Origin of the sequence: Erythrobacter sp. GH1-10, assembly GCF_045363165.1 — a bacterium.
In the GTDB taxonomy this organism is placed as follows: Bacteria; Pseudomonadota; Alphaproteobacteria; order Sphingomonadales; family Sphingomonadaceae; genus Erythrobacter.
Genome location: NZ_JBJFLP010000001.1, coordinates 470161 through 483573 on the forward strand (window position 1 = coordinate 470161; position 13413 = coordinate 483573).

A 13413-nucleotide genomic window follows, 5' to 3' on the forward strand; every position below is an offset into this window, starting at 1 on the left:
GCACCCTGGCGCCAGAGGGTTAGGGTGATGCGATGGCAGACACCGATCCTCCCGCAGGCTTCTCCCGAGCGGACTTTACGCCCGGCTTTCTCGACCATGGAGGGCCCTATTTCCTCCAGCCGCGGGAGGGTGGACCGCAAGTGGTCGGCCTGCGCATCATGCCGCATCATATCAATTACCGGGACGCCGCGCATGGCGGGGTGATCTCGACCTTTGCCGATGTCGCGCTGAGCCATGCGGTCTACGATGCCGAGCGGCCCCGGCTTTTGCCGTCGACGATCACGCTCAGCGTCAACTACCTCGCGGGTGCAAAGCTGGGCGACTGGCTCGAGGCGCATGTTCGCATAGACCGGATGGGTGGGCGGACCGCCTACACTTCGGGCGAAATCTTGCGAGATGGTGAGGCGATTGCGACGATGACCGGGGTGTTCGCGATCCGGAGAGGCTAGCTCCGCCAGCGGGCGACCACCGGTGTCGACGGGTCGCGATCATCGTGATAGCCGCACGAGCCTTCGGGTAATTCCGACAGGTCCACGCCTTCGACCTCGCGGAATTCGCGCCAGTCGTAAAAGCCTTCGCGATGCATGATCCGCCACTCGCCATTGATCCGTTCGAACCGGTCGACATACCGCCCGGCGATCACGGCGGAATATGTCTTGCCCTTGTCCGGAAAGACGTCGGTCACCGGGTATCCGGCGGGGACGGTGTGCATCGCGGTCATATAGGTTTCGGTGTGGCACAGGTCCTCGCCCGCAAATCCGAATTGCACCTGCCCGAGCTGGTGCTGGGTGGCGAGGCACGGATCGATGATCGCGCGCGCACTGGCCACGAATTCTTCCCACGATCCACCGACCGTGCCGAAGCCAAAGGTCGCTCGCGGGTGGAACAGCTTTGCCATCATGTCCCACCGCCGCCGGTCGATCGCATGGGCATAGGCGTTGATGACATCTCGGATCGCTTCACGGTCTTCGAGGCGCATGTTCATTGTTCCAACTCCACGATGACTTTGCCGATGTTGCCGCCGGTGAACAGCTTCTCGTAAGCGGTCAGGGTGTTCTCGAGGCCTTGTGTCACGTCATAGGGCATGACGAGCTTCCCTTCCTTGTGCCAGTCCATGAGCCGGGCGGTAAGGCGTTCGCCCTGATCCATGAAATCGGGCGAGAAAAATCCCTCTACCCGCAGGCGGCGCATGAGGACTTGGTCGAATTCCTTCGGAGCGGTGCGGTTGCCCGAGCCGTAGTCGGCGAGCAGGCCGCATACGGCGATCCGGCCATAGTGGTTCATGCGTTTGAGCACTTCGTCGAGCAGCGGCCCGCCGACATTGTCGAAATAAAGGTCGAAGCCGCTTGCGGCGTCCAGTTGCGTGCCGACATCGCCGGATTTGTAGTCCACCGCCCCCGAAATGCCGATTTCGTCGGTGAGGAAACGGCACTTTTCCGGGCCGCCAGCTATTCCCCATGCCTCGCAGCCGAGCAGCTTGGCGATCTGAACCGCGAGGATGCCGGTCGCTCCGGCGGCGGCAGAGACGAGCACGCGCTCGCCCGGTTTTGCGGCTCCGGTTTCCTCGATCCCCCAGAGTGCGGTCCAGCCATTCATGCCGAGCGGCCCGAACCATGCCCGCTTGTCATTGATCGAAGGGTCGAGCTTCACCGCGCCGCTCATCGCTGCATCGACCTGGCTCGTTTCGCCCCACACCCCGAAAGCGCGCACGAGGTCGCCCTGGGCAAATCCCTCGGCGCGCGAGGCCGTTATTTCGCCAACCACCAAACCGGTCATTGGCGCGCCGACGGGCAGCGGCGGCTGGTATCCATCCTCGCGGTCGGTCAGCCACAGCCGGGTGCCGGCATCCATCGAAAGCATCGCGTTTCGGATGCGGATTTCGCCATTGCCGAGCTCCGGCAACGGCTCTTCCACCAGCGCAAGCGCGCTGGCGAAGTCGGTGCCTTCCGGGCGGCGTTCGATACGCCAGAAGCGGTTTGTCATGCTGCCACTTGTCCGGACCCGTCGACGCTACGGCAAGGTGCGCTTTTGCTAGGTCGCTATCACTTTGGCGCGGTGCGCGCGACCAGCGTGAAATCTAGTCTTCGGGCAAAGGAACAAGGGAGAGACAGCATGGCACTCATCACGGTGATCGGCGCGAGCGGCAGGCAGGGGATGGCGCAGGTACGGCAGGCCCTGAAGGCCGGTTACGACGTGCGCGCGATCTCGCGGCAGACGGACCCGTTCGCCGCCGCCAAGATCGAGGGTATCGACAAGGTCGAAGTGCGCCCGATGGATCTGTACGACACGTCGAGCTTTGCGCCCGCGCTCGAAGGCTCCGACTACATCTTCTACACGCATCCGTTGCAGGCGCGCGCCGACCGGGCGGTTCTGATCGGCGAATTGGGCAAGGTTGCCGCCGAGCTTGGGGTGAAGCGCGTTGTCTGGAACACGTCGAGCTGGATCCCGGACAAGCCGGGCGATCCCTTCACCTATGGCGAGAACACCAAGGGCATCAACGCGCTGTGGCGCTCGGGAGCGCCGGGTACGGTGTTCGGTAGCGTGCTGTTCATGGACAATTTGCTGACCAATTGGGCGCGGCCCTTCATCGTCAACGAAGACCGCTACGTCTATCCGCACAACCCGAATTTACAGGCGAACTGGATCAGCCTGGACGATGTGGCCAAGTTCATGCTCGCCAGCCTCGAACGCCCCGATATGGAGGGCGCATGGCTCAACATCGGCGGCCCAGAGCGGCTGGTCGGCAAGCAGGTGACGCAGTACCTTTCCGAAGCGCTCGACAAGCAGATCAAATACGATCCCTGCACGCCCGAGGAATTCGGTCGCTATCTCGTCGAAGCCGCGGGCGATTCCATGCCGGAGGAAATGCGCGAGGACTTCGCCAAGGGCATTCAGGCGTTCTACGAGTACAACAACCAAGCGCCGACCAGGCCGTTCGAGGTCGACATGGACCATGTCTACGAACGCTTCCCCGAACTCGATGGCGAGCTCGAGACGATGGGCGAATGGACCAAGCGGCAGGACTGGGGCGAAAGCAACTTTCGCCCGGCTTTCGGGTAGGCCCTCCTACTCCGCCGCTTCTCGGTGCTCGGGGGCGAAGATCCGAAGCAAGTCCTCGTCGCTCGCGTTGGTCAGCTTTTCTGCCCATTGGTGGAAGACCTGTCCCCCGCGCTCGTTCTTTCCGAACAGGACATGGTCTAGCATTCCCGATTGCAGCGCCTCGTGCTGGCGTTTGCCGGTCTTGTAGTCCTCGTCGCGCACTACGATTTCGAGGAAATCGAACTGCTCGTGCGCCGATTTGACCTGCTCTTCGGTCTCGGGCTGATTCTCCATCACATAATACTGGGTCGTGAAGCTCTCGCCGACATTCTCGCCAGGGAACAGCTGGCTGATCATCGCGCCGCGCTGTCCGCCACCGTAAAAGCTCGCAATCGAAATATGCGGGAAGATCGTCCACACGCCTGCCAGAAGCGCATCCTCGGGTAGGTCTTCGTCGCTCATCTGCGACAGGTCTTCCTCGATATCCGATCCGACTCGGGTCGCCATCTTCGAAGGGGTGGATAGCCGCTGGTGCGGGCCCCAGAAAAAATAGTTGGCGCGGTTGTAGAAATCGGCGCCGAACGTGTCTTTGTGCAGCACCGGCAGGTGGTAGAAATCGAGATAGCCGTCATAGGCCGTCTTCCAGTTCGGCCCCGGCAGTGTGCGCTGGCTGAACAGCGTCCAGCCGTCGAACCCGAAAGCGGCGAGCAGGTCGTCGTAGCCGCACAGGTAATCGGTGATCGACAGCTTTGAATCCGGGTCGAGCGTCGCCCAAATCAGCCCTGCGCTTTCGTAGCTCGGGAATTTCTTCAGGCACAACGCCGCCTTGTCGACTGCGCCGAAATCCTTGGGCGAGGCGACGCCCACCAGGTCGCCATCGTTCTTGAAGGTCCAGCCGTGATAGCCGCAGGCAAAGCGCGTGCCGTTGCCCGTGCCGGTCGGGACGACCGGATTGCCGCGATGGGTGCACATGTTGAGGAACGCGCCCACCGTCCCGTCGCGCTGGCGGGTCAGCAGCAGCGGCACGCCGCAAATGTCCATCGCCTTGTAGTCGCCCGGCTCGGGCAATTCGCATGACGGCGCGACCATCAGCGGCAGACGGCGGAAAATATTGCGCTTCTCGCGCTCGAACAGCTCGGGATCGGTGTAGGACGCGGCCGGAATGCGCACGATCTCATCGGCATAATTCATCGTGTCGGCCGCGCCGTGTTCGACAAGGCTGCGGGTCATGGAAACCAGTTCTTCGCGCGACATTCTCAACTCCCAATTCGCTGTCCGGCCCGAGAATGCGCGCTGTGCCACCGCACCGGCAATGCGCGTTTTTGGTGGGGCGCATCAAAAAGGGCGGGCCCTCCCCCGAAGGCCCGCCCTCTCGTGATGATCGCGTCAGGGTGCGATCAGAAGCGGAAACTTGCTTCCACGAAAACCTGCCGGCCGCGGTTCTGGGTCAGCACCAGGTCGTCGCCCGCGGGAAGCCCGTTGAGATTCCCCGGAGGCGCTAGGAACGGACGGCCTCCTGAGGTAATCACCCAGATCTCGTCGGTCAGGTTCACCCCGATCAGCGACAGCCGCCAGGCCCCGTCGGGATCGCCGATCGCGATCGAGCCGTCGAGCGTCCAGAAGCTGGGCTGGACAAAGTCGTTCAGCGTGGCTTCGTCGGTGATGTAGCCATCGTTGTAGGCGGCGTTGCCCGACAGCAGGAACTCGAAATTGTCATTGAGCGGGATGGTCCAGTCCGCAGCGAAATTGCCTGACCATTCGGGTGACTGGCTTGCCCGGCGCCCGTCGAGGTCGATCGTGCCACCGGCACCGCCCGGTTGCAGGAACGTGTCGGTATACTGCGCATCGAGGTAGGAGACAGCGCCCGAAAGCGTCAGGCCCTCGAGCGGGGTGCGCCAGTTCCATTCGACGTCGACACCCTTGGTGGTCAGTTCGCCGGCGTTGCTGGTCACGAACTGGATCGTGGTGGCGTTGAAGTTCTGCACCTGCAGATCGGTGAAGACATAGTAGTAGGCCGTCGCGTTGAAGGTGAAGGTCCGGTCCGCAAACTGCGACTTGAAGCCGATTTCACCGCCGATCGCTTCTTCGGAATCGAAGATCAGCGAACCGAAGTCGCCCGAAAGCGCGGCGACGCTCAGGCTGTTCGAAGGCAGTGCCGAGTTGTCGATACCGCCCGATTTGAACCCGGTCTTGAACGAGGCGTAGACGTTGATGTCGTCCGCGACCCGGTATTTCAGGGTTGCCTCGGGCGACCAGTTGCTGTCGCTGAAATTGATCGGACCGGAGAAGAAGCCGGGCGACACGAAGCCGGGACCCTGCAGGAACAGGTGCAGGTAGGGGACTTCGATGAAGGAGACTTTATTCTCGTCGGTCCAGCGCACACCGCCCGAAAGCTCGAGATCTTCGGTCACGTCGATGATGACGCTGCCGAAGAACGAAACCGCTTCGGTCTTGGTCGTCTGGATCTTGTCCCAGTCATAGGTGAAGCCGGTGATCGGGTCTGCCCCGAGGAACGAGATGTTCACGCCCTGCTGCGCGGTGTCGAAGATGATCGTGCGGTCTTCGTAAAACGCGCCGAGCATGAAGTTGAACGCGCCGTCGAGGTCCGAAGTCAGGCGGACTTCCTGGGTGAACTGTTCGAGCGCGTTGATCGGATCGGAACAGCCGGCCCCGCCGGGAATACCGCCGGGGAAGACGCCGACGTAGGAATAGCAGTCGAAGTCGACCGCTTCCATGTCGAGCAGGCCGGTGGTCGAGGTCAAGGTGAGCGAATCCGACAGGTCGAGCTCCCACAAGAGCCGCCCGAACCAGATTTCGGTTTCACCGAAGGGCACGCCGTTGCGTCCTGCGGCTTCCGACGGGGTCGGGACGCCGGGCGCGAGCTGCGGCGCGGCGTCGGGCAGGAAGTAGCGCTGGTCGGTCACGTTGCAGTCGTGGCCGCCGGGGATCACCAGTCCGCCGCCAAGGAGGAAGACGGGATCAGCGAGGCCATTGGGGCCGCAGCCGATTTCGGCCGTGCCGATCGCACCGTCGTTTTCGTTCTTGGAGTACTGGACCTTGAGGTTGGCCCGGAAGCGATCGCCATCGTCGAAATCGAGCGTGAGACGCGCGATCAGGTCGGACAGGCCGCGTTCCTGATTGACCGCAGGGGTGCCGTCCTGAAGGACCGCGAATTCTTCGATATCGTTCCACTGCGCTGCGAGCCGGATGCCGAGAGTGTCGGTGATCGGGCCCGAAATGTAGCCACCGACGAGGTAGCCTTTCTCTTCCAGCTCATAGGAGGCGCGCCCGCCGATTTCCCAGTTTGGTGTGGGATCGGCGGAGCGAAGTGAGAACACGCCTGCCGTGGCCGATTTGCCGAAGAACAGCGATTGCGGGCCCTTGAGCACATCGATCTGAGCGACATCGAAGAAGCCCGGCTGCACCAGACGCATGGTCGATACCTGGACCCCGTCGAAGTCGAAGGCGACCGCCGAATCGAAAGCTGCCGAAATGTTCGAGGAGCCGACACCGCGGAGCGAAAGCTGCCCACCCGACCCCGAGCCGCCGACCTGCACGTTCAGCGTGGGCACGCGGCTGGTCACGTCGGCGACATTGTCGACGCTGAATTTCTCGAGCGTGTCGCCGCCGATCGCGGTCACCGTAACGGGCACTTCCTGCAGCGTTTCGGTCTGGCGACGGGCCTGGACCAGGATCACTCGTTCCCCAAACTGGTCGTCTCCGTCGATCGCTTCTTCCATCGCGTCGCCGTCCGCGTCCTGTGCGAGTGCCGCCTGCGGCATTGCGGCGAACGCCGCGATGGCGGCGCCTCCCAGAAGCGTGCGACGGAGCGATGCCGAAGCTGTTGTGGAGGCAATACGGCTGTGAAGTGTGGTCATCATGCTCTCTCCCTTGCGAGAAGCGGTGCTTTGCACCTGCGTCCCAGTCCCCAACCCGGAGGCGATTTTTTACGCGCCTTCCGATTTGGACCAGACTGTATGGAGGGGGCATCCGGTGCTCATCTAGCAAAAGCGCTAGTAAGCGTCGCAAAGTGCGCCTTTTTGGTCACAACGCACCGCAATTCGGCTATGCCGTAGCGTCAGCTTACGTAAGCGGAAAGCCTATTCGGCGGCTTCGCGGGCCCTTTCGTTGTCCATTTTCATCTGTTCGACGCGCGGGTCGTTGGGCCAGATCCAGTCCTCTCCGATCACCTGCTCGACGCGCAGCTCGGGTGGCACGTTCTCGATGCCGATCATCCGGTCGCAGCTCTGGTGGAAGCTGTAGATCCGCGCCTCCTGATAGGACAGCGGCACGCTCTTGAAGGCTGCGCTCTGCATCGATCGCTGGATCGCCTCGCCGAATTGTGTGTCTTCGAGAATGATCGGCGACATGTCGCGCCCGTTCGGCTTGGTTTCGTCGGCCACGGTCCAGAGATCGGGGGCCGGGCCGTTGCCCCAGTCGAGCGCCATTGTCACCAGCTCGAGCCGCGTGGTGGTGAGCGAGGTCGGCCAGAAGATCAGCGGCGGGATGAAGTAGTTCGACAGCGGCGAAACCCAGTTCGGGAACAGTGTGTAGCTCTGGGTGCAGGTGCGGCCGATTTCGCCCACGGTTTCGATTTGCCGCCATTCGGGTGGACTGTCGATCGCGCGGACATGCTCGCGGTCGGTCTGCTCGGGCGGAGGAGCGAGCATCCGCGCGTGGCCGTTCGGGTACATCGTATTGAGGTTGCGCTTGCTGTCGACCAGCGGGGCGACCGTCGTCGGGTGGATGAAGGGGACATGGTAGACTTCCATGTTGGCCTCCATCGCGACCTTCCAGTTGCAGTTGAGCTCGAACGTGTGACGCGCGGCGAGGCGGATGCGGTCGAAGGCGAATTCCTCCCACTCGTCCCACAGCGGCCCCATCCACTCCTTCAGCGTCATCGCATCGGGATCGAAATTGACGAAGATGACATTGCCCAGCATTTCGCAGCGCACCGGGATCAAACCGCGGCAGCTCATGTCGAAATCGGGCGGGAAGTCCTGTCGCTCGGGCACGCCCACCAGCGTCCCGTCGGTCTTGTAGGTCCAGTTGTGATAGCCGCACATCAGCCGCGAGGATTTGCCGCGATCCTCTGTCACGACCGGTGCACCGCGATGGCGACAGGTGTTGTAGAAGGCGCGCACCTTTCCATCCATGCCGTGGACGATCACGATCGGCTCGCCCGCATTGTGCCACCGCATGTAGCAGCCGGGTTCGGGGATCTCGTCGATATGGCCTGCGAACAGCCAGCTCTTGCGAAAGATGTGCTCGCGTTCGAGCGCGTAGTATTCCTCGCTGGTGTAGCGCGCCGCAGGCATATCGGGGAGCTCGGGAAAGCCTTCGGGCGGAGCTTTGCGGGTCGCTTCCCACTCCATCAGCGCGCGCAGCCCGGCGATTTCCTCTTGGCTCATCATGGCGTGTCTCCCGCCGCAAAGAGTAGCTCTCCTCGCGGGCGGCGCACCTCGCACTTTGATGCAAAACCCAACTGTTTAGCCAGTGGTGTACGCCCGCCCCGCCGATAGGTTTGCGCGCACAAAACATCTGCCGGGGAGAGAAGAATGGCGGGACGCGTAGAGGGACGGGTGGCGTTGGTTACAGGTGGTGCAATGGGCCTTGGCAAGGCCGACTGCGAACGCCTGGCGAGCGAGGGTGCCAAGGTGATCGTGACCGATCGCGAGGTCGAGCAAGCGCACGAGGTTGCAGCCAGTATCGGCGGCGACGCGATGGCGCTCGACGTAACCGACGAGCAGCAGTGGAAGGATGTAATGCACGCTCTCGAGGAGCGCCACGGCGGGCTCGACATCCTTGTTAACAACGCCGGCAACGTGATCTTCGAGAATATCGAGGAATGCCCGCTCGACCATTTCAAGCTGCATCTCGACATCCATGTGGTCGGCACCTTCCTCGGGTGCAAATATGCGCTGCCGCTGATGAAGCACCGCCACAAGACCAATGGCGGCAACGGCTCTTCGATCATCAATATGGCTTCGACCGCCGCGCTGATGGGATACCCGATGATCCCTGCCTACACCGCCGCCAAAGGCGGGATCAGCGCGATGACCCGCTCGATCGCGACGCATTGCCAGGATGAAGGCTACGGCATCCGCTGCAACGCGATCGCGCCGGGCGGAATCGAAACGCCGATGGTCCGCGATATCTCGGGGCGCGTGGGCGAGGACTTGCAGGCCATTCCCGATGGTCCGCTGCCCGCGGATGCGCTGGGCGCGCCGCGGGACATCGCCGCCTGCGTATTGTTTCTCGCCTCCGACGAAGCGCGTTTCATCAATGGCGTGACCCTGCCGGTGGACAATGGCCTCGACGCCCGACCTCACCACTGAGGCGCAAACGCCCGAGCAGGCGCTCGACGCGCGGACGGGGCGGCCCGGCTACCGCTGGTACGTGCTCGGGCTGCTGATCGTCACGCTGCTATTCAGCGTCGCCGACCGGCTGGTGTTCTCGATCCTTCTCGAAGACATCAAGGCCGAATTCGATTTCAGCGATCTGCAACTCGGCCTGCTGGGCGGGTTCGCCTTCACCGCGACCTATATCGTCGCAGGGTTCCCCGCTGCGCGGCTCGCCGACCGGTCGGTGCGCAAGAACATCGTCGCCGGAGCCATTTCTTTTTGGAGTGGGATGACGGCGCTTTGCGGTGCGGCAGTGGGTTTCTGGACCCTGTTCTTCGCGCGCACCGGGGTGGGGGTGGGCGAGGGATGCTCGGGGCCCGCTTCGCAATCGATGCTGGCGGATTACTTCCCGCGCCGCGAGCTTGCGCGGGCGATGGGCTTCCTGACGCTCGGATCGACCCTCGGCACCGTAACCGGCCTGATGGCAGGCGGCTTGCTCGCCGAAGCGTTCGGCTGGCGGATGGCCTTCGTGCTGATGGCGCTGCCCGGTTTCGTGATCGGCGGCGCGCTCTATTTCACTGTGATCGAGCCGCGCCGTGGCCGTTTCGCTCCGGTCGGCGCGCGCACCGAGCAATTGCCCCTGGGCGAGACGGTGCAGACCCTGCTCGCCAATCGCGTGTTCCTCGGCCTCGCCTTCGGTTGGGCGGTCCAGATCATGATCGGCTATGCGATGGCATTCTGGCTCGCCCCGGCGATGATCAGAATGTTCGAGGTCTCGGTCGGCGATGTTGCGCTGTATCTGGGCCTGGCGTTCCTGATCGGCGGTGTGCCCGGCCCGATCCTTGGCGGTGTCATCACCGATTGGCTGGTGCGCTTCGACGAGCGCTGGCGGGCGTGGTTCCCGGGGCTGGTGAGCCTGGGCAGCCTGCTTCCGCTGTGGTTCGCGTTCCAGTCGGGCTCGTTCCCTCTGTTCCTCGGCCTGTTCGCGTTCAGCTACGGAATCTACGTCGCTAGCCAGGCACCGATCATGTCGGGAATCCAGTCGGCGGTCGAGCCGGCGCAACGGGGCTTTGCGGTCGCCTTCGCGCTGTTCTTCAACAACCTGCTGGGGCAGGCGGTCGGGCTCGGCCTGATCGGTTGGCTCAGCGACATGCTTCAGCCGACGAGCGGGAAAAGCGCGCTGGGCGAAGCGGTGATGATGGTGTCGCTGGGCGCGGGGGTGGTGGCGCTGGCGATCTTCCTGTGGACCGCCGTGCAGATGAAGCGCACCGGCTACCTTGAGGCGATGGCCGCCGACTAGAAGCCCGGATGGATCGACAAGGCTCCGCCATCGACCAGCAATTCGGCGCCGGTCATGAACGGGCACTCGTCGCTGGCGAGGAAGGCGATCGCCGCCGCTGTCTCCGCCGGATCGGCGAGGCGGTTCATAGGCGAGGTCGCGGCGACCGCCGCCATCAGGCCGGGGATTTCTTCTTCTGCCTTGTGCAGGATTCCGGTCTCGGTCGCGCCGGGGATCACGGTGTTGCAGCGGATCTTGTAGCCCTGCTTCGCGCAATGCGTCGCGACCGATTTCGACAGAACCCGCACCGCGCCCTTGCTCGAGCAATAGGCGACATCGTTCGGCAGCGCAGCCATCGCCGAGGTCGAGGCAATGTTGATAATCGAACCCGACGAGCCGCCGGGGTTCTCTTTCATCGCGGCAATCGCGGCGCGGCACCCGGCCATCGTGCCCTTGATGTTGACCCCGTAAACCCGGTCCCACGCCTCGTCGGTGACATCCTCTATCGACAGCGACACAACGATCCCAGCGTTGTTGACCAGGATGTCGAGCCGACCGAAAGCCTCACCCGCTTGTGCGACGATTTCGGGCCACAGCGCGATGTCGGCGACGTCCTGCACCGCGAACCGCGCGCCGGCTTCGGTGCAAACCGTCTCCCCCGAAGGATCGATATCGGTCCCAAGCACCTCGGCTCCGTCCGCCCGCAGCCGCCGCACCGTCGCCGCGCCGATGCCGCTGGCGCAACCGGTGACGATTGCAGTCTTGCCGGAAAGGTCCGGCACTATTCCGCCTGTTGCCAGATCGCCGCGCAGTCGCGCTGGTTATGCGTGTCGACGAAGCGAGCGAGGTTGTCGGTGCCGTCGGGAAGCTTCCAGCCGATGGTGAAACCGAAATTCGCGAAGGCGAATACGATCAGGTCCGCAAAGGTGAAGCGCCCGAGCGCGAAGTGGTTGCTGCCGCCCAGCTTCTCGTCGAACCAGCGCCATTTCGCATCCGACATCGCTGTCAATTCCGCGCCCGCGCTCTCGCTGACGACCGGCATGCGCGGTTCGAACATCGGACGGCCGCTGGTAGCGCGGAAGCCCATGGTCATCGGCACAACGCATTCCTGATCGAACAGCCGCGTCCACTTGCGCACTTCGGCGCGTTCTTTCGCGGTCTCGCCGAACAGGTTGGGCGAGGGGTGCTCTTCCTCGATGAATTCGCAGATCGGCCAGCTTTCGGTGAGACACGTGCCATCGTCGAGTTCGAGCACCGGCAGCGTCTGGAGCTCGTTCTTCCCGGTCAGGCTATCGCTTTGGCGGTTCTCACCCGCGATGATGTCATAGTGCACCCGCTCGAAATCCTTGCCTTCCTCAAGGCCCTTCTCGACCATGAACATGCGTACGAGGCGCGGATTGGGGCCGAGGCTGGAGTGGAGTTTGGTCATCGTAGCTCTCCCGTATCTGGATATGCCACGACCCTATGCGTTGGAGGCTTGCGCGTCGCCCTCACAAATGCGCTAGGGGACGTGAACGTTACAGAAAGGGATTGAGAGCGGCCATGGATTTCAACCTGACCGACGAGCAGCGCGAGCTGCAGGAAACCGCGCGCAAATTCGCCCGCGCCGAGCTGCCGACGCTGGCCCGCGACATGGAGGAGAAGGACTATCCCGTCCCGCACGACATGCTCCGCGCCTATGGCGAGATGGGTTTCCTTGGGGTCAACCTGCCGGAGCAATTTGGCGGTCTGGGCCTCGGCCATGTCGAGGCGCTGCTGGTGCTCGAGGAGTTCGCGCAGATCTCCAATGCGGTCGCCTTCCCGGTGTTCGAGGCGCTGGTCGGGCCCGTGCGCACGATCGAGCGGTTCGGTTCGGAAGAAATGAAGGCTCGGGTGCTCCCCGAGGTCATCAAGGGCGAAAAGGTTGTCGCGGTCTCGATGTCGGAGCCCGATGCGGGAACCGCGCTGACCGACCTCAAGACCGCTGCCCGTTCCGACGGCAACGGTTATGTCGTCAACGGCTACAAGCGCTGGACCTCGGGCGGCGGGCACTCGGACTATTACGTCACCTATTGCCGCTTCAGCGACGATCCCGGCGCGAAAGGCATCGGCGCAATCCTGCTCGAAAAGGACATGGAGGGGATGAGTTTCGGCAAGCGCGAGGAGCTGATGGGCTTTCGCGGCATTCCCACCGCCGACATCTCGATCGAGGATGTAAAGGCACCGGGAGAAAACGTGATCGTCGGTGCGGGCGGGTTCGGCAAACTGATGAGCGCCTTCGGCCTCGAACGCTGCGGCAATGCCACGCAAGCGCTGGGGCTGGCGGCGGCCGCCCTCGAACAGGCGCTCGAATACACGCAGGAGCGCGAGGCGTTCGGCAAGCCGATCGTCGATTTCCAGGCTGTGCAATTGAAGCTGGCCGAAATGGCTATGAAGGTCGATGCCGCGCGGCTGCTGATCCACCGCGCTGCCGCCAACTCCGCCGTGCAGGCGGACGGGCTGCCCACGGTCTACGAAAGCAGCCTCGCCAAATGCTACGCCAACGAGATCGTGCGCGAGGTGACCGCGCTCGGCATGCAGGTCATGGGCGGGTACGGATACCATAAGGATTACGGCATGGAGCAGCGCCTGCGCGACGCGTACGCCTGGGGCATCGCGGGCGGCGCGATCGACGTGCAGAAGACCAATATTGCCGCGGCGATGATCGGGCGGCGTTTCGACCAGCGCAAGTAGGTTTCGGCTTGCGGACACGCGCTGTGTTGTCCAATTAGA

The 13413-nt window shown here is 63.3% G+C and carries 12 protein-coding genes; 5 read left to right on the forward strand and 7 right to left on the reverse strand.

The genetic code is table 11. The features are described 5' to 3' along the window. Positions 1-32 precede the first annotated feature (32 nt). On the forward strand, positions 33-449 hold the full coding sequence (locus tag ACI5KX_RS02380; protein WP_406809079.1) for a PaaI family thioesterase: 417 nt from the start codon (positions 33-35) through the stop codon (positions 447-449). Here the strand turns inward: ACI5KX_RS02380 and ACI5KX_RS02385 are convergent. Further along, positions 446-985 (reverse strand): nuclear transport factor 2 family protein, encoded by a 540-nt coding sequence (locus tag ACI5KX_RS02385; RefSeq protein ID WP_406809080.1) that lies wholly within the window; start codon positions 983-985, stop codon positions 446-448. The two genes, ACI5KX_RS02380 and ACI5KX_RS02385, sit on opposite strands and share 4 nt — an antisense overlap. Further along, positions 982-1983 (reverse strand): NADP-dependent oxidoreductase, encoded by a 1002-nt coding sequence (locus ACI5KX_RS02390; RefSeq protein ID WP_406809081.1) that lies wholly within the window; start codon positions 1981-1983, stop codon positions 982-984. The genes ACI5KX_RS02385 and ACI5KX_RS02390 overlap by 4 nt, the downstream gene beginning before the upstream one ends. A gap of 129 nt (positions 1984-2112) precedes the next feature. Here ACI5KX_RS02390 and ACI5KX_RS02395 point away from each other — a divergent pair, with 129 nt between their 5' ends. Further along, on the forward strand, positions 2113-3060 hold the full coding sequence (locus ACI5KX_RS02395; protein ID WP_406809082.1) for an SDR family oxidoreductase: 948 nt from the start codon (positions 2113-2115) through the stop codon (positions 3058-3060). A gap of 6 nt (positions 3061-3066) precedes the next feature. On the opposite strand, the gene ACI5KX_RS02400 is transcribed toward ACI5KX_RS02395, so the two are convergent. The 3 genes from ACI5KX_RS02400 to ACI5KX_RS02410 form a co-directional block, all read right to left on the reverse strand. Next, positions 3067-4293, reverse strand: coding sequence for an SRPBCC family protein (locus ACI5KX_RS02400; RefSeq protein WP_406809083.1), 1227 nt, complete (start codon positions 4291-4293; stop codon positions 3067-3069). A 143-nt stretch (positions 4294-4436) separates the two neighbouring features. Continuing rightward, on the reverse strand, positions 4437-6920 hold the full coding sequence (locus ACI5KX_RS02405) for a TonB-dependent receptor (protein WP_406809084.1): 2484 nt from the start codon (positions 6918-6920) through the stop codon (positions 4437-4439). Positions 6921-7139: 219 nt separating this feature from the next. Further along, positions 7140-8453 (reverse strand): SRPBCC family protein, encoded by a 1314-nt coding sequence (locus tag ACI5KX_RS02410; RefSeq protein WP_406809085.1) that lies wholly within the window; start codon positions 8451-8453, stop codon positions 7140-7142. Positions 8454-8597: 144 nt separating this feature from the next. Between ACI5KX_RS02410 and ACI5KX_RS02415 the strand changes: the two genes are divergently transcribed. Further along, positions 8598-9377 carry an SDR family oxidoreductase gene (locus tag ACI5KX_RS02415; protein ID WP_406809086.1) on the forward strand — a complete coding sequence of 260 codons (780 nt, stop codon included), beginning with the start codon at positions 8598-8600 and terminating at the stop codon, positions 9375-9377. Continuing rightward, the gene (locus ACI5KX_RS02420; RefSeq protein ID WP_406809087.1) at positions 9349-10683 is read left to right on the forward strand and encodes a spinster family MFS transporter; all 1335 of its coding nucleotides are present in this window, start codon (positions 9349-9351) and stop codon (positions 10681-10683) included. The genes ACI5KX_RS02415 and ACI5KX_RS02420 overlap by 29 nt, the downstream gene beginning before the upstream one ends. Here the strand turns inward: ACI5KX_RS02420 and ACI5KX_RS02425 are convergent. Both ACI5KX_RS02425 and ACI5KX_RS02430 read right to left on the reverse strand, forming a co-directional pair. Continuing rightward, on the reverse strand, positions 10680-11444 hold the full coding sequence (locus ACI5KX_RS02425) for an SDR family NAD(P)-dependent oxidoreductase (RefSeq protein WP_406809088.1): 765 nt from the start codon (positions 11442-11444) through the stop codon (positions 10680-10682). The genes ACI5KX_RS02420 and ACI5KX_RS02425 overlap by 4 nt on opposite strands. Beyond that, positions 11444-12091: a glutathione S-transferase family protein gene (locus tag ACI5KX_RS02430; protein ID WP_406809089.1), complete on the reverse strand. Its 648-nt coding sequence runs from the start codon at positions 12089-12091 to the stop codon at positions 11444-11446. Before ACI5KX_RS02430 ends, ACI5KX_RS02425 begins: the two co-directional genes overlap by 1 nt. 113 nt (positions 12092-12204) lie before the next feature. Here ACI5KX_RS02430 and ACI5KX_RS02435 point away from each other — a divergent pair, with 113 nt between their 5' ends. Further along, positions 12205-13374: an acyl-CoA dehydrogenase family protein gene (locus ACI5KX_RS02435; RefSeq protein ID WP_406809090.1), complete on the forward strand. Its 1170-nt coding sequence runs from the start codon at positions 12205-12207 to the stop codon at positions 13372-13374. Positions 13375-13413 lie beyond the last annotated feature (39 nt).

Bases quoted from the DNA above. Each gene is read 5' to 3' on its own strand.
- ACI5KX_RS02380 (WP_406809079.1), top strand. From the start codon at position 33: ATGGCAGACACCGATCCTCCCGCAGGCTTCTCCCGAGCGGACTTTACG.
- ACI5KX_RS02385 (WP_406809080.1), bottom strand. From the start codon at position 985: ATGAACATGCGCCTCGAAGACCGTGAAGCGATCCGAGATGTCATCAAC.
- ACI5KX_RS02390 (WP_406809081.1), bottom strand. From the start codon at position 1,983: ATGACAAACCGCTTCTGGCGTATCGAACGCCGCCCGGAAGGCACCGAC.
- ACI5KX_RS02395 (WP_406809082.1), top strand. From the start codon at position 2,113: ATGGCACTCATCACGGTGATCGGCGCGAGCGGCAGGCAGGGGATGGCG.
- ACI5KX_RS02400 (WP_406809083.1), bottom strand. From the start codon at position 4,293: ATGTCGCGCGAAGAACTGGTTTCCATGACCCGCAGCCTTGTCGAACAC.
- ACI5KX_RS02405 (WP_406809084.1), bottom strand. From the start codon at position 6,920: ATGATGACCACACTTCACAGCCGTATTGCCTCCACAACAGCTTCGGCA.
- ACI5KX_RS02410 (WP_406809085.1), bottom strand. From the start codon at position 8,453: ATGATGAGCCAAGAGGAAATCGCCGGGCTGCGCGCGCTGATGGAGTGG.
- ACI5KX_RS02415 (WP_406809086.1), top strand. From the start codon at position 8,598: ATGGCGGGACGCGTAGAGGGACGGGTGGCGTTGGTTACAGGTGGTGCA.
- ACI5KX_RS02420 (WP_406809087.1), top strand. From the start codon at position 9,349: ATGGCCTCGACGCCCGACCTCACCACTGAGGCGCAAACGCCCGAGCAG.
- ACI5KX_RS02430 (WP_406809089.1), bottom strand. From the start codon at position 12,091: ATGACCAAACTCCACTCCAGCCTCGGCCCCAATCCGCGCCTCGTACGC.
- ACI5KX_RS02435 (WP_406809090.1), top strand. From the start codon at position 12,205: ATGGATTTCAACCTGACCGACGAGCAGCGCGAGCTGCAGGAAACCGCG.